Origin of the sequence: Actinomyces sp. ICM47, assembly GCF_000278725.1 — a bacterium.
GTDB lineage: Bacteria > Actinomycetota > Actinomycetes > Actinomycetales > Actinomycetaceae > Pauljensenia.
Map to the genome: position 1 here is coordinate 41,804 of NZ_ALCA01000111.1, position 17,991 is coordinate 59,794.

Genomic DNA, 17,991 nt, shown 5'->3' on the forward strand with positions numbered 1-17,991 from the left:
CCCGCCCCAAGGAACTGCACCCGAGACCCGGCCAGGACCTCGTCAACGGGGGAGCAGCCCCTGCTACACTGACCACCTACCTACACGCGACAGACATTTAGAACAAACTGAGGACACCATGACGACCACCTCACTCGTGCCCATCTCTCAAGAAGACAAGATTGCCGCAGTCTCCGGATTCCAGGACCGCTCCCTGCCGATCGAACAGACCTGCGTGTGGGAGACCTTCGAAAAGTCGCAGGGACACGGCGTGTGGGGACGCTACGCCTGGTACGAGGACGACACCAAGGTAGCCTTCATCACCCTCTACAAGTACACGGTGCGCGGCGTGCACTACCTGTGGGCCAAGTGGGGTCCTGCCTGGGTGAAGGAAGCCAGCCCGGAACGTGAGGCCGCGCTGCGCGCCGACCTGGTGCGCGAGATCAAGGAGCGGGACAAGTCCGTCGTCTTCGTGCGCCTGCACGCCATCTACCAGCACCCCGACCTGGTCATGCCGCTGCAGACCATCTCCTACGACCGCACCGTCGTTATCGACACCTCCGGCAAGACCGAGGACGCGATTCTGGCCACCATGCCCAAGTCCGGTAAGCGCTCGATCCGCTCCGGCCTGAAGAAGGGCAAAGCCGAAGGCATCACCTTCCATGAGGACACAGCCAACGCCGCCGAGGTCATCGACGAGTACTACGCTGTCATGGAAGAGACCGCCGAGCGCGATGGTTTCCGTCCTCACCCCAAGGACTATTACATGAGCCTGCTCACGACTCTCGGCCCCAAGCACGCGCGCATCTTCTCGATGCGTGACGCCGACGGTAATATCCTGTGCTGGGACTTCTGTCTGGTTGAGGGCATTCGCGCACAGGCTGAATATGGTGCTTCCACGGAGGCCGGCCGACGCCTGCGCCAGCCCCCCGTTTTGGATTTCCTGGCAGCCGAATTCCTGGCGCGCGACGGCGTGCGCGAATTCGATCTTATGGGCGCGCACTCGCCGCGTTGCCCCGAACTCTACAGCGTCGGCAAGTACAAGAGTGCCTTTGCCTCGCACTTCACAGACGTGCCCGGCGGCTGGGATATGCCCATTAAGAAGAGCACCTATCGCGCCTTGAGTGCGGCCAAAGCCGTCAAGGACTGGCACGCCCGCTCCTGAACGGCGGGGTCAGCAGGGATAGAATCCCACTAGCGACTAAAGCTCTCGAACGAATCGAAAAAGGAGACACCGTGCCCGACATCTCGCTCGTCATCGACGGAGAAAACCAGACTGTACCAGCGGGGACCACGGGCACGACGTGGTTCGAAAAGTCCCGTGACGTCGTCGCCATTAAAGTTGACGGCACGCCGCGTGACCTCGCGACCCCCTTTGAGGAGGGCACGACCGTCGAGGCCATCACCCTGGCCAGCGAGGATGGCCTGAACATCCTGCGCCACAGCGCCACGCACGTGCTCGCGCAGGCTGTTCAGGACGTCTTCCCCGACGTGAACCTCGGCATCGGCCCGTTCATCACCGATGGCTTCTACTACGACTTCGGCAACATCGACGCGGTGACCCCCGAGCTGCTGCGTGAACTCGAGAAGCGTATGAAGCGCATCGTCAAGGAAGGCCAGCGCTTCGTGCGCCGCGAGGTCTCCGAGGACGAGGCCGTGGTTGAGTTGGCCGAGCAGCCCTACAAGCTCGAGCTCGTCACCACGAAGGGAAAGGGTGCCGAGGGCGCCTCTGTCGAGGTTGGCGGCGCAACCCTCACCATGTACGACAACGTCCGCCGCGACGGTTCCGTTGCCTGGAAGGACCTGTGCCGCGGTCCCCACCTGCCCTCCACCAAGCTGATCGGCAACGGCTTCGCCTTGACCAAGGCCTCGGCCGCCTACTGGAAGGGCGACCAGTCGAACGACCAGCTCCAGCGCATCTACGGCACCGCCTGGGCCTCCAAGGAGGACCTGGTGGCCTACCAGGAGCGTATCAAGGAAGCCGAGCGCCGCGACCACCGTCGCCTCGGAGCCGAGCTGGACCTGTACTCCTTCCCCGAGGAGATCGGCCCCGGCCTGGTCATCTTCCACCCCAAGGGCGGCATCCTGCGCCACGAGATCGAGTCCTACGTGACCGATCGCCACAAGAAGGCCGGCTTCGACTTCGTGCACACCCCCGAGATCTCCAAGGGCGGACTCTTCCACACGTCGGGTCACCTGCCCTACTACGCGGACACGATGTTCCCGCCCATGCTCGTGGACGAGGAACGCGACGCTGAGGGTAACGTCACCAAGGCGGGCCAGGAGTACTACCTCAAGGCCATGAACTGCCCGATGCACAACCTCATCTTCCGCTCGCGCGGCCGCTCCTACCGCGAGCTGCCCCTGCGCTTCTACGAGCTGGGCCACGACTACCGCTACGAGAAGAGCGGCGTCGTTCACGGTCTGACGCGTATGCGCGGCTTCACGCAGGATGACTCGCACACGTACTGCACGCCCGAGCAGGCCTCCGAAGAAATCCGTAGCCAGATCGAGTTCTTCCTCTCGATCCTTTCCGCCTTCGGCCTGAAGGACTTCTACCTCGAGCTGTCCACGCGCGACGAGGACGGCAAGAAGAAGGACAAGTTCATCGGCTCGGACGAGGATTGGGCGGCCGCCACCAAGGCTCTGGAGGACGCGTGTGCTGCGACCGGCCTTGACCTCGTTCCCGATCCGGGCGGTGCCGCCTTCTACGGCCCCAAGGTCTCCGTGCAGGTCAAGGACGCCATCGGTCGTACCTGGCAGATGTCGACGATCCAGTACGACTTCAACCAGCCCGAGCGCTTCGACCTGGAGTACACGGCCGCCGACGGCACTCGTCAGCGCCCCGTCATGATCCATTCCGCGAAGCTGGGTTCCGTCGAGCGCTTCATCGGCGTTCTCACCGAGCACTACGCGGGCGCGTTCCCGGCGTGGCTCTCGCCCGTCCAGGTCCGCCTCATCCCTGTCGCGGAGGCCTTCGACGACTACGTCAAGGACGTTGCCGCCAAGCTGCGCGAGCGTGGCGTACGCGTCGAGACCGACCTGTCGGATGACCGCTTCGGTAAGAAGATCCGCAACGCCTCCAAGGACAAGATCCCCTTCACGCTCATCGCCGGCGGCGAGGACGTCGAGGCCGGGGCCGTGTCCTTCCGCCTGCGTGACGGCTCGCAGCATAACGGCGTCGCCGTTGATCGCGCCGTCGAGCTGATCGTCTCGCACATCGAGCAGCGCAACAACGCCGACCAGATCGACGGCCTCGACGAGGCGTGAGCACCATGACGGAGCCGGGCACGCACCCCGAACCGTTGCCCACCGAGGACGCCCGCGAACTCGCGGGCGTCCCGGACGGCTTCGGTCGTTTCTGGACCCCGTACCGGATGGCCTACATCCACGGAGAAGGCAAACCAGCCGATGCGAGCGACAGGACCTGCCCGTTCTGCAGTGCGCCGGGCAAGGCCGACGATGAGGGACTCATCGTTCACCGAGGGGCCACCTGCTTTGTGCTCATGAACCTGTTCCCCTACAACTCAGGCCACCTGCTGGTGTGCCCGTACCGTCACGTTTCCGACTACACGGAGCTGACCGACGCCGAGCGCGTGGAGCTGGGAGATCTGACGGCCACCGCCATGCGGGTCAGCCGCGAGGTGGCCGGACCCCACGGCTTCAACCTGGGCATGAACCAGGGCGAGGTCGCGGGTGCAGGCATTGCCGCTCACCTTCACCAGCACATCGTGCCCCGGTGGGCGGGGGATGCGAACTTCCTCCCCATCATCGCGCGCACGAAGGCTGTGCCTGAACTACTTGAGGACGCGCGCGCCCGGCTTGCCGCCGCCTGGCCGAAGGAGGGCTGATGCTCGGCAACCACGGACGATCGATCACCAAGGCCGTGTTCACGCCCCTGGCTCGCGTGCTCGCGCGCATGGGCGTGACCCCGAACATGGTGACGGTGGCTGGGACGGTCGCGTCCGTGGCCGTCGCGGTCATCTGTATCCCGCGGGGCTGGATCTGGCAGGGAGGCATCGCCCTGGCGGTCGTGATGTTCGGCGATTCGGTCGACGGAACGCTGGCGCGTATGACGACCGGCGGAACGCGCTTCGGTGCCTTCCTGGATTCGACGCTTGACCGGCTCGCCGACGGCGCGGTCTTCGGATCGTTGACTGCTTTCGCGGTCTTCCGCATGGCTGATTCCCCTGTGCGTACATGGGTGATCATCGCGGGCATCTGCTCGATCATCGGTGCGGCTGCTGTGCCCTATGCGCGCGCACGCGCGGAATCGGTCGGTGTCGTCGCCAAACTCGGCATCGCTGAGCGCACGGATCGCCTGATCGTTGGTATGGGGTCGGCGATGATCATGAGCCTCGGGGCGCCCGAGTGGGTGCTGGCCGTCGGCCTGACCTGGGTGGCGTTCGCATCCTTCGTGACCGTCTGCCAGCGCATCTGGTTCACTGCGCGTCACATCGACGAGGGAGCCTCGTGACCTTTTCCCTCCTGTCCGTAGCTTTCACTGTTGCTCCCCGCCTTCCGCTCGGCCTCGTCATGCGCGCGGCCCATGTCGGAGCTGGGATCGCGGCGCGGCGTGGGGGAGCGTCCATCGCACGTCTGCGTGCCAATGTGGCTCGGCTCACTGGTAGCGAGCCAACGGAGGAACTGGTCGTTGCCGCTGTTCGCTCGCATATTCGCAACTACGCCGAGGAACTCATGCTCGGTTCGCGACGTGGGGCACCGCTGGCAGAGGGCATCACTTTCGAAGGCTTCGGGGAACTCGTCGCAGCCAGCGTCGACGGCCCGGTCGTTCTGGCCCTGGGACACTCGGGCAGTTGGGATCGCGCGGGAGCATGGGTGTGTGCGAACGGGCGACCAATCGTCACGGTGGCTGAGAAGGTTGAGCCGCGTTCGCTGTTCCAGCGTTTCGTTGCCCTGCGCGAGGGTTTGGGAATGGAAGTCATCGGCGTCGGCAAGGGTGACTCGGTGTTCGCTACCCTCGTCGAGCGCGTACGCGGACGCAGTGTCATTGTGCCCCTCCTGGCCGACCGGGATATTTCCGGCTCTGGCATCGAAGTGGACCTAGGCACGCGACGCGCGCTCGTCGCAGCCGGCCCCGCAGCCCTCGCTCTGAAGCTGGAACGCCCACTCTTCGCGGCGTGCATTACCTACGAGAACGAGTCGCCGACGGGGGCGGACGTTCGCGTGCGCTGCGTGGGTCCTATCGCCGTCCCAGCCGACCTTGCCCCCGGTGTCAACCGCGTGGAGGCGCTGACACAGGCGTGGGTCAGCGCGTTCGCCGCGATGATGGCGGATAAACCCGAAGACTGGCACATGATGCAGCGGGTGTTCATCGACGACTTGGACCCCCAGCGCCTAGCCCGTGCCCGGGCCGAGCACGAGAGGAAGAATCGATGAAGATCGGGATCGTGAACCCCTATTCGTGGGACGTGCCCGGGGGAGTGGGTTTCCACATTCGCGACCTTGCGCTCAAACTCCGCTCACGCGGCCACGACGTGCGCGTCCTGACGCCGTCAACGTCACGTGACCTGCCCGAGTGGATCACATCCGCAGGCTCCTCGGTGTCGGTTCCCTTCAACGGTTCTGTTGCCAACATTTCGGTCAAGCCAACGACGATGACGCGCACGCGGCGCTGGCTGGAGGAGAACAACTTTGACGTTGTCCACGTGCACGAACCCGTTGTGCCGTCGGTGTCGATGGCTGCGGCGATGATCTCGCGCGCCCCGCTGGTCGGCACGTTCCACGCGGCGCTCGGTCGTTCGGTTTCCCGCGCCATTGCCTCGGCCCCGATGAGGCTTTACATGGAGCGCATTGGTGTGCGCATCGCCGTGTCCGAGGAAGCGCGACGCACTCTCATCGAACACCACGGTGGTGACGCGGTCATCATCCCGAATGGCGTGGAGACCGCCTCGTTCCGCACAGCGACGCCCCTTCCTCAGTGGGCCGCCACCGAGGAGAGTCCTGTCGTCGTGTTCCTTGGGCGTCTCGACGAACCGCGTAAGGGACTAAGCATCTTCGCCGGAGCAATCGAAACTGTCCTCGAGCGCTTCCCGGGTACGCGTTTCCTGATCGCTGGCCGGGGAGACGCCCCCGATTGTCGCGAGGCCGTGGCTCGTTTCGGCGAATCAGTGTCCTTCCTGGGCGGCATTAGCGACGAGGAGAAGGAATCCCTGTTGGCGGGCGCGAGCGTCTACGTCGCTCCGCAGACGGGAGGCGAGTCCTTCGGCATCGTTCTGGTCGAGGCGATGGCCGCGCGCACCGCAGTTGTTGCCTCCGACATTCCGGCCTTTTGCGCGGTCCTGGAGGATGGGCGCGCGGGTGCCCTCTTCGAGACGGGCAGCTCCGAAGCCTTGGCGGCTACCCTCATTGACCTGCTGGGGGATCCGGCGCGGCTCGACGCGCTGGCCGACGCCGGCCAGCGCTCATCGGTTCAATACGATTGGGAGGTCGTCGCAGACAAGGTTTTCGAGGTATACAAACTGGCCATCGACATGGGTAGTCCCGCCACCTCCGGTCCGCGCCGGACGCGTCATCTGTTCCGTCGTCGTAAAAAGCGAGGAGAATCGCTGTCGTGATCTCACTGTCCGCTTGGGTTCTTGTCGCCATTGTCCTCGTCGTCGTCGCGCTCGCAATCAGCGTCGGAGCAGCGATCAGTCGGGCACGCAGGCTCGACCGTCTGCACCAGCGCATTATCGCCTCGCGTGAAGCGCTCTCACGTCTGCTGCTGCGCCGTGCCTCCGAGGCCTCACTCCTGGCACAGACTGCTCCTTTCAATGGGGGAGGGGCCGAGGTTATGCGTGACGTCGCGCGCGCCTCCATCCACGACGACGGTGACCAGCTAACGACCGATGGCCTCGACCGACGAACCACGGCCTCGCGTAGGGGTGATCGTGTGGAGGTCGCGGCACGGTTGGAGCGAGCGTCGGCGCTGTCACGCGCCATCCGTGACACACTCACTCCTGAGGTACGTTGCTCAATAACCTCGGATCCGCAGGCCGCCGCTCGCCTCGAGGCTCTCGACGCGACCTGCTACCGCATCGAATTGACGCGAAATGTGCACAACGTTGACGTCGCGGGGGTTCGGGCCCTGCGTTCCGCACGAATGGTAAAGTTGCTCAGGCTCGCTGGGCGCGCTCCGATACCGGAACCCATCGACTTTGACGACGATACTCACATTGGCGGACGAGGATACTGATATGCGACGCGCCCATTGGGGAGGGCCGGGCGAAGACTACCGGCTCAAGAAGCTCAGTGCCACCGCCATCGGTGAGGCCAGCAGCATTGGGTCGCCCGCCCCCGACGAAGCTGCTCCCGTGTGGCAGACACCGAAGGCTCAGCATTCCTTCCCCTGGCTTGAAATCGTCCTGACCGCTGCCGGGATTATCGGCCTGATCGGCCTCACCGTTTTCTTCCTTTCGCCGGTGGCATCGAGCTATCTGGCGCTCGTGAAAACTACTCTGCTTGCTCTCATTCCCCTGGGGATCGTCCTCGCGTTCCTGCACCGCCTGGACCGGTGGGCCCCCGAGCCATGGAAAACCAAGGTCGCAGTGTTTTTGTGGGGCGCGGGCATCGCAACACTTTCCTCTGGCATCGTGAATACCGCGCTGGGCAAGAACCTAGACTATTCACTCGGCAACTTTGATACGGCGAACGCTCTGTCCACAACCTTCGTTGCTCCCCTCGTCGAGGAGACCCTCAAAGCCATCGGCGTAATCATCGTCGTCGTCGTTCGTCGCACCAACATCAACTCCGTCCTCGATGGTGCCATCTACGGGGGATTGTCAGCAGCCGGCTTCATGTTCACGGAAGACATCCTCTACTACCTGCGCGGAGAACCAGAGGGAACGGCGCACCTTCTGTGGCTGGTCGCTCTGCGCGGCCTGATGAGTCCGTTCTTGCACGTGATGGCAACATCTATGACCGGAATCGGTTTGGCTCTGGCCCTGCTCTCGTTCAAGAACGGATGGATGAGGGCTGGCATCGTCACGATCTTTTGGGTGTGCGCCATGCTCATCCATCTGACATGGAATGGCAGCGCAGCATATTTCGGCGACCGGGGATTCTATACCATGTACGGTGTCATCTATGTACCCGGCTTCATCCTGTGGGCGCTCCTGCTGCTGAGAGCAACGCGCCAGCAACGAGCGAAAATCCGCAAGGGCTTGGTCCCCTACGTACGCACCGGATGGGTACTCCCCGGCGAGGTGACGATGGCCACAGATAAGCGCGTGCAGAAGGCCTCCATCAAGTGGTCAACGCGAGGTGGGCGCGATGCAACCCGCGCGATGCGTTCCTTCCTGGCAAACCTGGCTTCTCTCGGACTTGACCAGTGCATCATGGCTCAGCACGGACCCGACCCAGCGCGTATCGATGCTGACCGCCAGAAACTTGCGACGGTAGTGGAGAATCGAAGGGAATTCCTTCGCCTAACCTCCATCGCCGATCAACAAAATGTTGTCTCCCAAGCCGTGACCGCACGCACGCGGAACGCCTGAGTACGGAAGGACTGATCGTGACAGAATCCCGAGAGACAGACCAAGGATCGGCTGCTCAGCACGAATCCCCCGACTCGCAGGTCGCTTTGTCAGCCTCGGCTGCCCAGCGCTTCGCCGAAAGCGCCGTGACTCCGCTGTCGGAGCGTAGGCGTCCAAGCGCAGGCGACCTTGGCCACAACGTTGGCCTTAAGCGTACGGGTGCAGGCAAAGCGACGTCGGTGCCCGGCGGCGGTGGAGTTCCTTCCGCTCCTCAATCCCCGGCTGTCGATCAGCAGGCGACGACGGTGATGCCGCAGCGTCCTGATCCGTTGCCGCGTCGTTCGGTTGCGGATTCGGAGGCGACGACAGTCATGCCGCAGCGTCCTGATCCGTTGCCGCGTCGTTCGGTTGCGGATTCGGAGGCAACGACAGTCATGCCGCAGAACCCGACTGCCGCTTCGGGACGCTCTGGTGCGTTCCTGCCCGAGACGACGGTCATGCCGCAGCGTCCTGATCCGTTGCCGCGTCGTTCGGTTGCGGATTCGGAGGCGACGACAGTCATGCCGCAGAACCCTGAAATCCGACCGCAGCGCCCGGCTGGTGGTCCGCAGGGCCCGATGGGTATGGGGCCGCGTCCGGTTGGTGGTCCGCAGGGCCCGATGGGTATGGGGCCGCGTCCGGTTGGTGGTCCGCAGGGCCCGATGGGTATGGGGCCGCGTCCGGTTGGTGGTCCGCAGGCTCCGATGGGTATGGGGCCGCGTCCGGTCGGTGGTCCGCAGGGCCCCTTTGCGGGTGGCCAAGCCCCGGCCTCGTCCCCTGTGGGAGCCGCCCGGAGTCTTCCCTTCGGGGAGCCTCTCCCGCAGCATCCGGGGCAGACACGTGAATCTCCCGTCGGCACACAGACAACCACTGCAGATGAATCTACGAAGGCCCCGTCCTCCGTACACACGGATCGCAGTATTCCTCTCGGCGAAACAGGGCCGCAGTGGCCCGAGGATGCTCCGAATACCCCGTCCGCACCCACAATAACGCAGGAATCTGCCACCGATGCGACGAAGGAATCCGGCCCCGAGACACCCTCCAACCCGACGCCGCGCACGTCGCCGAGCAGTGGATCGAACACCCCGGTCTCTTCGCCCTCCACGGGCGCTGCCGGTGAGGGACAATTCAGCCCCAGGTTCCAGGCCTTTGTCGAGTCCGGCCCCTCGATGCCGGGGCCGAAGACTGCCCAGTATCCGACGCTCGCGCCCCGTACCGCCCAGGTGTGGTCGGTGCCCAAGCCGAAGAAAAAACCCCTGCCGATCTTTGAGTCGGTTGTCGCTGGTGCGGGAGCAGCGCTCATGCTCGTCGGTGTGCTGGGTTTCCTTCAGGCCAGTGGCCCGATTTTGACGGTCTTCATCGCTATCTTGTGCATCGTTCCTCTCGCTATCGTCGTCTCGGTGCTTCTGTTCATCGACCGCTTCGAACCTGAACCCCTGGGGATGAAGCTTGCCGCGCTGGCGTGGGGCGGCGGTGTGTCCATTTTCTTCGGAATCATGGGAAATGAATATGTTCAGTATTCCGTCACTGAACAAACGGGTGACGAAGTCCAAGGAATGATTTTCTCCGTCGTTGTCGGTGCGCCGGTGGTCGAAGAACTTTTGAAGGGTCTTGGCGTTCTCGTTATCGTGTGGGCTCGTCGTACCCACATTTCATCTGCCATCGATGGCCTCGTCTACGCTGGCTTTGCAGCCTGCGGATTCCTGGTTGTCGAGGACTTTACCTACTTTGTGAGAGCAGTTTTGACGGACGGTGACCTCGGGCAGACGTTCTTCCAACGTGTCGTTATGGGTGTTTTCGGACACGTCATGTACACGAGCTGCATGGGGTGGGCGACGGGGTGGGCGGTCACACGCGCCCGCTCGGCTGCCGCCGGATGCGGAGCTGTGGCCCTCGGCTGGTTCACGGGTATGCTCCTGCACGCGACGTGGAACGGCACTGCCGTCCTGTCTGGGGGTGACGATGAACTGTTCGACACCTTCTACATCTTCATCCACGTCCCGTTGTTCCTCCTGTGGTTCCTGTTCATCGCGCTGGCGATGAAGCGCGAACGACGCGACGCCGCAGCGGGCCTCATGCCCTACGTGGCGCAGGGGTGGATCGTCCCCAGTGAGATCCAGATGGTGTGCGATCCTCGCTCACGTCGTGCCGCCCTGGCCTGGGCGTCCAACGGTGGGCCGTTGGCGAAGAAGGCAATGAAGCAGTTCATGTACGCGCTCGCCACACTCGGCCTGCACCAGGTCGTCATGAAGAATCGTGGTCCCGAGCAGGCGCGCATCGAAGAATCGAGAGAACTCGCGAAGGAAGCAACCTCACAACGCAAGATCTTCATGAAGCTCACAGGTATGCGACGATTCTGACGTGCCGCATCATGGCCGCTTCACCGGCTCCTCACAGAGGATGCACAGGAGGAGTGGCCATGATTGCGCCGACAGAAAGGAAACATACGTGACTAATGCTCAACATGTCCGTGCCTCGTCTCGGACTCTCACCGTGTGCTCGGTCATCCTGATCATCGTCGGGATCCCGACGATGGCCCACGAAGTGATCGGTGCGATTTATGGTGTCACCACCTCTACGGCGGCGCTAGCTGTGAGTGCCTCGTGCGTGAGCGCGTTCGTCGGCCTCGTCTTTTTCGTGTGGCTAGCGCGATTCGCTCCATCGGTTCTGTCGTGGATTGCGGCATTCATGTGGGGGACTGGAGGTGCGCTCATCATTGCCGGCATCGGCAACGGCGTGACCGACGCTGCCGTTCAATCGACGTCGCTAGGCGGGGAGACCACGGATGTCATGACGTCAGTCGTGAGCGGACCACTCATTGAGGAAACCGCGAAGGGTATCGGTGCACTCATGTTGATCCTTGCAGCCCGCAGGGCTCTGCGGCACCCCGCTCAGGGGGCTGTTCTGGGTGGACTCGTCGGTCTCGGCTTCGCGTGGGGTGAAGACATTGGCTACTACGTGAGCGCGCTTGAAGACGGCACGGGTGGACTGGGGCAAGCCTTCCTGATCCGTGGGGTGCTGGGTGGCTTTGGGCATGCGATCTACACCGGAGTCTTCGCCTACTTCCTGGCTTGGGCGCTCCTGCGCGCGAGAAACGCGTTCGTCGAAATTCTTGCGGTGTGTGGTGGTTTTGTAGGTGCCGTGCTCCTGCACGCGCAGGCGAACGGAGTGGGCTTCCTTGCGCCCGAGGACTCGTGGAACCTCACCTACGGTGCGATCGAGTTGCCGGTGACAGCAGTGGCGATCGCGCTCCTCGTCTGGGGAGTGCGTCGTCGTCGCGCTACGCTGGAGGCATGAGCGCACTCGACTGGCCTGTGGACGCGGACGGCTACCCCCATCGGGAGGCCGCCCGCGTCCTCCTTTTTGACGACGACGGACGCGTCTTGCTGGCCATGGGACACGATGAGGATCAGCCCGAGCGTGCCTGGTGGTTCACGATCGGTGGTGGCATTGAGGAGGGGGAAGACCCCCGCGCAGCCGCCGTGCGCGAGGTGTTCGAAGAGACCGGAATTCGTCTGGAAGCATCCGATCTGGTCGGTCCCGTTCTCTACCGGACCGCTGAGTTCGATTTCCTGGCCGTCACCGCTCGCCAAGACGAGTGGTTCTTCATCGCGCACGCCCCTTCAACCACTCTCAGTCGGGATGGGTGGACCGAGCTGGAACGTTCCGTCATTGACACGCAACGCTGGTGGGATATCGACGAGGCCACGGCAACCATCGACGGGGAAATCTACCCCGCGCAGATCCTCGAGTTTGCGCGCGTCTGGAAAGACGGCTGGGACGGCCAGCTCATCGAGCTGACCGACACCCGCGAACCCTAAGGCGACCTAGGCGCGGGAGAGTCCCAGCGGAGTGATCGCGAGCGACAGGTCAGGTACGTTGAGCTGGACCGACACCCGCTCACGTACCGCGGGCTTCGCGCAAAAAGCGATCCCGACCCCGGCCTCGTCCATCATGGGGATGTCGTTCGCCCCGTCTCCGATTGCGACCGTGCGCGCCATGGGCACACCCAGGGACGAGGCCCACTCACGTAGGCATTCGACCTTGACCTGGGAGGTCACGATACGCCCCAGCACGCGGCCCGTGAGAACGCCGTCCTCGACCTCCAGCCGGTTCGCGGCGTAGAAGTCGATGCCGAGGGAGGCCGCGAGGGGAGCGACCACCTCTTCGAAGCCGCCCGAGACGACACCGAAATGCCCACCGGCGGCGTGCACGGCGTCGATGAGTTCGCGCGCACCCTCCGTGGGCGTGATGGACGCGAGAACATCACCGAACACAGAATCGGGAACACCGCGCAGTGTCGCAACTCGCTCACGCAGCGACTCAGCGAAATCGAGTTCGCCATTCATCGCTCGAGACGTAATCTCAGCGACACGCTCCCGTGTGCCCGCGACCTCGGCCAGCTCTTCGATGACCTCTTGGGTGATCAGTGTCGAATCAACGTCAGTAACAACGAGGCCGGGTGCCCCGCTGGTAAACAGCAGCGGGGCACCCGGCTCATCGAGATGGTGAGTCATGCTCACTTGGTGACGACCGTCCCCTTGGGAACGACCGTGATACCGGATTCGGTGACCGTGTAGCCGCGCTCGATGTCGCGGGCGGGATCCACGCCGACTTCGGCACCTTCCTCGACGACGACATTCTTGTCCAGAATCGTCTTGACGACCTTCGAGTGGCGACCGATGCGCGTGCCGTGCATGACGACCGAGTCCTCAACATGAGCCCACGAATGGACGTAGGTGTGCGGGGAGACAATCGAGCGCACGATCTCGCCACCGGAGACGATGACACCCGGGGACACAAACGAGTCGATTGCATGACCCAGTCGATCCTGATCGCCATAGACGAACTTCGCGGGAGGCAGCGAGCCGTCGATCATCGTCATCGTCGGCCACTCGCGGTTGTACAGGTTGAACACCGGGTGCACCGAGATCAGGTCCATGTTCGCCTCGTAGTAGGCGTCCAGCGTACCAACGTCGCGCCAGTAATCGCGGTCGCGGTCGGTCGAACCCGGCACGTCGTTGTCCTGGAAGTCATAGACGCCGCACTCACCGCGCGACACGAACCACGGAATGATGTTGCCACCCATGTCGTGCTTCGAATCGGGGTCCTTAGCATCTTCACGCAGCGCGTGGACCAGGTCCTTCGTGGTGAAGACGTAGTTGCCCATCGAGGCAAGGACCTTCGTGGGATCGTCCGGCAGGCCTTCGGCGTGCTGGGGCTTCTCCAGGAAGTTCTTGACGACACCACCCTCACCGTCGATAACACCCAGTGCGGGAGCAAGCTCGATCGGCTGACGAATGCCTGCGACCGTGGCCGGCAGACCCGAATCGATGTGGTGCTGGACCATCTGCGAGAAGTCCATACGGTAGATGTTGTCAGCGCCGATGATGACGATGTATTCGGGCTGCTCATCGTCGACGATGTTGAGCGACTGGTAAATCGCGTCCGCGCTGCCCAGGTACCAGTGGGGTCCGCGACGCTGCTGGGCCGGAACAGGGGCAATGAAGTTGCCGAGCAGGGGAGAGGTGTACCAGGTCTTCGTGACGTGGCGGTCAAGAGAGTGCGACTTGTACTGAGTCAGCACAACGATCTTGAGGTATCCGGAATTCACGATATTCGACAGCGCGAAATCGATCAGACGGAAATGACCTCCAAACGGAACGGCAGGCTTCGCGCGGTCCGCTGTCAGCGGCATCAGACGCTTACCCTCACCGCCCGCAAGAACAATAGCTAGAACGTGGTTCTTTGCCATACGGCACCTCTTCGTTGGTCGTGTGAGACCCGCATCGACGCAGGTCCGTGGGTGTGGTCACACTGTATTACAGATGTGCATCGATTGCTACACCGTCTCGTTTCGATTTCGATCCCCGTGATTTCGGATACTATGTGTTACACGCGTCGCCACTGTCGGAAGGACCACATCATGCGCGTTGATCTGCTCACCCGCGAATACCCGCCCCACGTCTACGGCGGAGCCGGTGTCCATGTTCTCGAGTTGGCCAAGGTGCTGCGCGGCCTCGTCGATGATCTGCGAGTGCAGGCCTTCGATGGCCCTCGTGAACCCGGAACCGACGGAGCCGATCCGGGGGTGACTGGCCATTCGGACCTGCCCCAGCTGGAGGGTGCCAACGCAGCGCTGCGTACCCTCGGCGTTGACCTTGAGATTGCCGCCGCGTGTGAGGGGTCGGACCTGGTGCACTCCCACACCTGGTACGCCAACTTCGCAGGCCACGTCGCCTCGCTCCTCGGCGACATCCCACACGTCATCTCCGCCCATTCCCTCGAGCCCCTGCGCCCCTGGAAGGCCGAGCAGCTCGGCGGCGGCTACCGCCTGTCCTCCTACGTGGAGAAGACCGCTTACGAGGCTGCCAGCGCTATTGTCGCCGTCTCCAACGGCATGCGCGACGATATTCTGCGCTGCTACCCGTCTGTTGATCCCGAGCGCGTGCACGTGATCCACAATGGTATTGACCTGAACAAGTGGCATGCGCCCGAGGGCGAGGCAGGTGACGAGCTGCGCGCTCGCGTGCTGGCCGAGCACGGTATCGACCCGACCCGCCGCACCGTTGTCTTCGTCGGCCGCATCACCCGCCAGAAGGGCCTGCCCTACTTCCTGCGTGCCGCCCGCCTGCTGCCCGACGACGTTCAGCTAGTTCTGTGTGCCGGTGCCCCGGACACCCCTGAGATCGCTGCTGAGGTCGAGGGACTGGTTGCTGAGCTGCGTGCCACCCGCTCTGGCGTCGTGCTCATCTCCGAGATGCTCCCACAGCCCGAGGTCGCGGCAATCCTCTCCGCCGCTCAGGTCTTCATCACCCCGTCGGTTTACGAACCCCTCGGCATCGTCAACCTCGAGGCCATGGCGCTCGGCCTGCCCGTCGTTGGCACCGCGACCGGTGGTATCCCCGACGTCATTGTCGACGGCGAGACCGGCTACCTGGTCCCCATCGAACAGGTGCAGGATGGTACGGGCACTCCGCTTGACCCGGAGACCTTCGAGCGCGACATGGCTGACCGTCTCGTCCGCGTCCTGGATGATCCCGAGCTTGGCCGCCGCATGGGCGAGGCGGGCCTCGTGCGCGCACGTGAACACTTCTCCTGGGAAGCTATCGGCGTCAAGACCGCTGATCTGTATCGTTCGCTCGTCTGAGACGCGCGCGGTGTCCAACACGACTAGGCTAGATGCATGACTTACGTCCTAAATCTCTCTCATGTGTCGCTTCGACGAGGAGACACACAGATCCTGTCCGATGTCTCGTGGTCGACGCGTCCGCGCCAGCATTGGGTCATCGTTGGTCCCAACGGAGCGGGCAAAACGACCCTCGCTCGCGTTGTCTCTGGCCGGGTCTCGCCCAATTCGGGCGAGGTGAGCGTGTCTGACACGGATCTCGCGAACGCGGATCCCGCTGAGGTGGCGACGCGCATCGGGCTGGCCTCGGCTGCCGTGGCGGCGAAGATCGTCCCCACGCAGTCGGTGTTGGACACCGTGCGCAGCGCGGCCTGGGGCCTCTGCGTCGCTCACGACGAGGAATACGAGGAGGTCGATGACCAGCGCGCGAGCACGCTCATGGAGATCTTCGGCGTCGCCCACCTTGCCCAGCGCGAATTCTCCACGCTGTCGGAGGGTGAAGCGCAGCGCGTGCTTCTCGCGCGCGCACTCATGACCGATCCGGAGGTGCTCGTTCTCGACGAACCCACCTCCGGTCTCGACCTGGGAGCTCGCGAGTTGCTCATCGCCGCGCTTTCTGAGATCATGAAGGGTTCGAAATCTCCGCAGATCGTCCTGGTGACCCACCAGATCGAGGAGATTCCTGACGGCGTGACGCACTGCGCGATCATGTCGCAGGGGCAGATTACTCATCAGGGTCCCATCGAGGACATACTGACGGGTGTCAATCTGTCGCAGGTCTATGGCATGCCGTTGCTCGCCGGTCGCACCGATGGTCGCTGGTGGGCGCGCGGTGTGACCGAGTAAGAGAGGCAGGGCGATGAGTACCTGGTGGTTGTGGATTTTGGCGGCCCTTGTGTCCGGCATTATCGAGGTCATGATCGTGAGCTTCGTGTTCCTGATGCTCGCGATTGGTGCTCTCGCCGCCGGTATTGCGGCAGCATGTGGCGCGAATCTGATGGTTCAGTTGATCGTCTTCATTATCGTGTCTGTCGCTCTCCTGGTTGTGTTGCGTCCCTTCTTAAAGGGACGGATCGAACGGTCGAACAACTACGTTCCCAGCAACACGGACCGCCTGATCGGCAAGAGCGGCTACGTCACCGAGACAGTGGGCGAGCGTCACGGACGCATCCAGTTTTCTGGCGGTGAATGGAGCGCGCGAACCGAAGGGCCGGAGCTGCCCGTTGGTACTGAGGTTCGCGTTGATCGTATTGATGGTGCGACTGCCGTTGTCAGTGCTCTCAGCCTGACGCAGCAGCCTCTCACGCAGCCGTCTGCAGGTCCCGCCTACCGATAGGCTCGACCTGTCGGCTTCGAAGTATGAGTAGTATGAAAGGAAAGATGCATTGAGGTCAGCAGAACTCATCGGCAACGTCGCGGTTATCGTGATCCTTGCCTTCGTTATCTTTGTTGTTGTGTCGCTTGTCCGTGCAGTTCGGATCGTTCCGCAGTCGCAGGCGTACGTCGTTGAGCGTTTGGGACGTTTCCAGGCTGTGATGAAGGGGGGTTTCCACCTCCTCGTTCCTTTCGTGGATCGCGTCGCCGCTCGTATCGATCTGCGTGAGCAGGTCGCGAACTTCCCGCCTCAGCCCGTCATCACCGCCGACCAGGCGATGGTGTCGATCGACTCCGTGATCTATTTCCAGATCACGGATCCGCGCAGCGCGACCTACGAGGTCGCTAACTTCCTGCAGGCGATCGAGCAGCTGACCGCGACGACGCTGCGTAACCTGATCGGCTCCCTCGATCTGGAGCAGACGCAGACCTCGCGCGAGTCGATCAACAAGCAGCTGCGCGGCGTCCTCGACGAGGCCACGGGTCCGTGGGGTATCCGCGTGACCCGCGTGGAACTCAAGTCCATTGAGCCGCCGCCGCGCGTCCTGGCTGCCATGGAGCAGCAGATCACGGCGGAGCGCACCAAGCGAGCGACGATTCTGACGGCTGAGGCCGAGCGTGAGGCCCAGATCAAGAAGGCTGAGGGTGCCAAGCAGGCCGCTGTTCTGGCTGCCTCCGCCCAACAGGAGGCTCAGGTCCTGCAGGCCAAGGGTCAGAAGGAAGCGCTGATCCTCCAGGCCGAGGGCGCTCGCCAGGCTCAGATCCTGCGCGCGCAGGGTGAGGCTGAGGCGATCCAGACGGTCTTCTCCGCAATCAACGCGGGCAAGGCTACCCCGGAGCTGCTCTCCTACAAGTACCTGGAGATGCTGCCGAAGATCGCGGATGGACAGGCGTCCAAGCTGTGGATGGTTCCGTCCGATCTGACCGGCGCACTGGAATCCATCTCGAAGGGTTTCGGTCTGGGCAAGTAGACTGGAGCCTATGCCGGGCCGA

At 63.4% G+C, this 17,991-nt stretch carries 17 protein-coding genes; 15 read left to right on the plus strand and 2 right to left on the minus strand.

Annotated elements, in window-relative coordinates:
• The first annotated feature begins 118 nt into the window (after positions 1-118).
• The 11 genes from HMPREF1136_RS08170 (at position 119) to HMPREF1136_RS08225 (ending at position 12,316) form a co-directional block, all read left to right on the plus strand.
• The gene (locus tag HMPREF1136_RS08170; protein WP_009648887.1) at positions 119-1,144 is read left to right on the plus strand and encodes a lipid II:glycine glycyltransferase FemX; all 1,026 of its coding nucleotides are present in this window, start codon (positions 119-121) and stop codon (positions 1,142-1,144) included.
• 71 nt (positions 1,145-1,215) lie between these two features.
• A complete protein-coding gene (thrS, locus tag HMPREF1136_RS08175; RefSeq protein WP_009648873.1) occupies positions 1,216-3,249 on the plus strand; it encodes a threonine--tRNA ligase in 2,034 nt (677 codons plus the stop codon).
• A gap of 5 nt (positions 3,250-3,254) precedes the next feature.
• Positions 3,255-3,830: an HIT family protein gene (locus tag HMPREF1136_RS08180; RefSeq protein ID WP_009648878.1), complete on the plus strand. Its 576-nt coding sequence runs from the start codon at positions 3,255-3,257 to the stop codon at positions 3,828-3,830.
• Positions 3,830-4,456, plus strand: coding sequence for a phosphatidylinositol phosphate synthase (pgsA, locus tag HMPREF1136_RS08185; protein WP_009648882.1), 627 nt, complete (start codon positions 3,830-3,832; stop codon positions 4,454-4,456). The genes HMPREF1136_RS08180 and pgsA overlap by 1 nt, the downstream gene beginning before the upstream one ends.
• Entirely contained in the window at positions 4,453-5,379 is a 927-nt protein-coding gene (locus HMPREF1136_RS08190; protein WP_009648865.1) for a phosphatidylinositol mannoside acyltransferase, read from the plus strand. The genes pgsA and HMPREF1136_RS08190 overlap by 4 nt, the downstream gene beginning before the upstream one ends.
• Positions 5,376-6,557 carry a glycosyltransferase family 4 protein gene (locus tag HMPREF1136_RS08195; RefSeq protein WP_009648893.1) on the plus strand — a complete coding sequence of 394 codons (1,182 nt, stop codon included), beginning with the start codon at positions 5,376-5,378 and terminating at the stop codon, positions 6,555-6,557. Before HMPREF1136_RS08190 ends, HMPREF1136_RS08195 begins: the two co-directional genes overlap by 4 nt.
• The gene (locus HMPREF1136_RS08200) at positions 6,554-7,177 is read left to right on the plus strand and encodes a hypothetical protein (RefSeq protein ID WP_009648886.1); all 624 of its coding nucleotides are present in this window, start codon (positions 6,554-6,556) and stop codon (positions 7,175-7,177) included. Before HMPREF1136_RS08195 ends, HMPREF1136_RS08200 begins: the two co-directional genes overlap by 4 nt.
• A 1-nt stretch (position 7,178) precedes the next feature.
• Positions 7,179-8,477, plus strand: a complete 1,299-nt coding sequence (locus HMPREF1136_RS08205; RefSeq protein ID WP_009648841.1) for a PrsW family intramembrane metalloprotease — start codon at positions 7,179-7,181, stop codon at positions 8,475-8,477.
• Positions 8,478-8,494: 17 nt separating this feature from the next.
• Positions 8,495-10,855 (plus strand): PrsW family intramembrane metalloprotease, encoded by a 2,361-nt coding sequence (locus tag HMPREF1136_RS10730; protein WP_083836277.1) that lies wholly within the window; start codon positions 8,495-8,497, stop codon positions 10,853-10,855.
• 88 nt (positions 10,856-10,943) lie between these two features.
• Positions 10,944-11,792: a PrsW family intramembrane metalloprotease gene (locus HMPREF1136_RS08220; protein ID WP_009648867.1), complete on the plus strand. Its 849-nt coding sequence runs from the start codon at positions 10,944-10,946 to the stop codon at positions 11,790-11,792.
• On the plus strand, positions 11,789-12,316 hold the full coding sequence (locus HMPREF1136_RS08225) for an NUDIX hydrolase (RefSeq protein WP_009648870.1): 528 nt from the start codon (positions 11,789-11,791) through the stop codon (positions 12,314-12,316). Before HMPREF1136_RS08220 ends, HMPREF1136_RS08225 begins: the two co-directional genes overlap by 4 nt.
• A gap of 6 nt (positions 12,317-12,322) precedes the next feature.
• Here HMPREF1136_RS08225 and serB read toward each other — a convergent pair whose 3' ends face one another.
• Entirely contained in the window at positions 12,323-13,012 is a 690-nt protein-coding gene (gene serB / locus HMPREF1136_RS08230) for a phosphoserine phosphatase SerB (RefSeq protein ID WP_009648845.1), read from the minus strand.
• 2 nt (positions 13,013-13,014) lie between these two features.
• Positions 13,015-14,250 carry a glucose-1-phosphate adenylyltransferase gene (locus HMPREF1136_RS08235; RefSeq protein WP_009648848.1) on the minus strand — a complete coding sequence of 412 codons (1,236 nt, stop codon included), beginning with the start codon at positions 14,248-14,250 and terminating at the stop codon, positions 13,015-13,017.
• 171 nt (positions 14,251-14,421) lie between these two features.
• On the opposite strand from HMPREF1136_RS08235, the gene glgA reads away from it, so the two are divergent.
• The 4 genes from glgA to HMPREF1136_RS08255 are packed head-to-tail and all read left to right on the plus strand — an operon-like array spanning position 14,422 to position 17,969.
• Positions 14,422-15,645 carry a glycogen synthase gene (glgA, locus tag HMPREF1136_RS08240; protein ID WP_009648892.1) on the plus strand — a complete coding sequence of 408 codons (1,224 nt, stop codon included), beginning with the start codon at positions 14,422-14,424 and terminating at the stop codon, positions 15,643-15,645.
• A 36-nt stretch (positions 15,646-15,681) separates the two neighbouring features.
• Positions 15,682-16,470: an ABC transporter ATP-binding protein gene (locus HMPREF1136_RS08245; RefSeq protein WP_009648883.1), complete on the plus strand. Its 789-nt coding sequence runs from the start codon at positions 15,682-15,684 to the stop codon at positions 16,468-16,470.
• 13 nt (positions 16,471-16,483) lie between these two features.
• On the plus strand, positions 16,484-16,960 hold the full coding sequence (locus HMPREF1136_RS08250; protein ID WP_034505491.1) for an NfeD family protein: 477 nt from the start codon (positions 16,484-16,486) through the stop codon (positions 16,958-16,960).
• Positions 16,961-17,009: 49 nt separating this feature from the next.
• On the plus strand, positions 17,010-17,969 hold the full coding sequence (locus tag HMPREF1136_RS08255) for an SPFH domain-containing protein (RefSeq protein WP_009648866.1): 960 nt from the start codon (positions 17,010-17,012) through the stop codon (positions 17,967-17,969).
• Positions 17,970-17,991 lie beyond the last annotated feature (22 nt).

Bases quoted from the DNA above. Each gene is read 5' to 3' on its own strand.
- HMPREF1136_RS08195 (WP_009648893.1), top strand. From the start codon at position 5,376: ATGAAGATCGGGATCGTGAACCCCTATTCGTGGGACGTGCCCGGGGGA.
- HMPREF1136_RS08235 (WP_009648848.1), bottom strand. From the start codon at position 14,250: ATGGCAAAGAACCACGTTCTAGCTATTGTTCTTGCGGGCGGTGAGGGT.
- HMPREF1136_RS08205 (WP_009648841.1), top strand. From the start codon at position 7,179: ATGCGACGCGCCCATTGGGGAGGGCCGGGCGAAGACTACCGGCTCAAG.
- serB (WP_009648845.1), bottom strand. From the start codon at position 13,012: ATGACTCACCATCTCGATGAGCCGGGTGCCCCGCTGCTGTTTACCAGC.
- HMPREF1136_RS08250 (WP_034505491.1), top strand. From the start codon at position 16,484: ATGAGTACCTGGTGGTTGTGGATTTTGGCGGCCCTTGTGTCCGGCATT.
- HMPREF1136_RS08180 (WP_009648878.1), top strand. From the start codon at position 3,255: ATGACGGAGCCGGGCACGCACCCCGAACCGTTGCCCACCGAGGACGCC.
- pgsA (WP_009648882.1), top strand. From the start codon at position 3,830: ATGCTCGGCAACCACGGACGATCGATCACCAAGGCCGTGTTCACGCCC.
- HMPREF1136_RS08170 (WP_009648887.1), top strand. From the start codon at position 119: ATGACGACCACCTCACTCGTGCCCATCTCTCAAGAAGACAAGATTGCC.
- HMPREF1136_RS08245 (WP_009648883.1), top strand. From the start codon at position 15,682: ATGACTTACGTCCTAAATCTCTCTCATGTGTCGCTTCGACGAGGAGAC.
- glgA (WP_009648892.1), top strand. From the start codon at position 14,422: ATGCGCGTTGATCTGCTCACCCGCGAATACCCGCCCCACGTCTACGGC.
- HMPREF1136_RS08225 (WP_009648870.1), top strand. From the start codon at position 11,789: ATGAGCGCACTCGACTGGCCTGTGGACGCGGACGGCTACCCCCATCGG.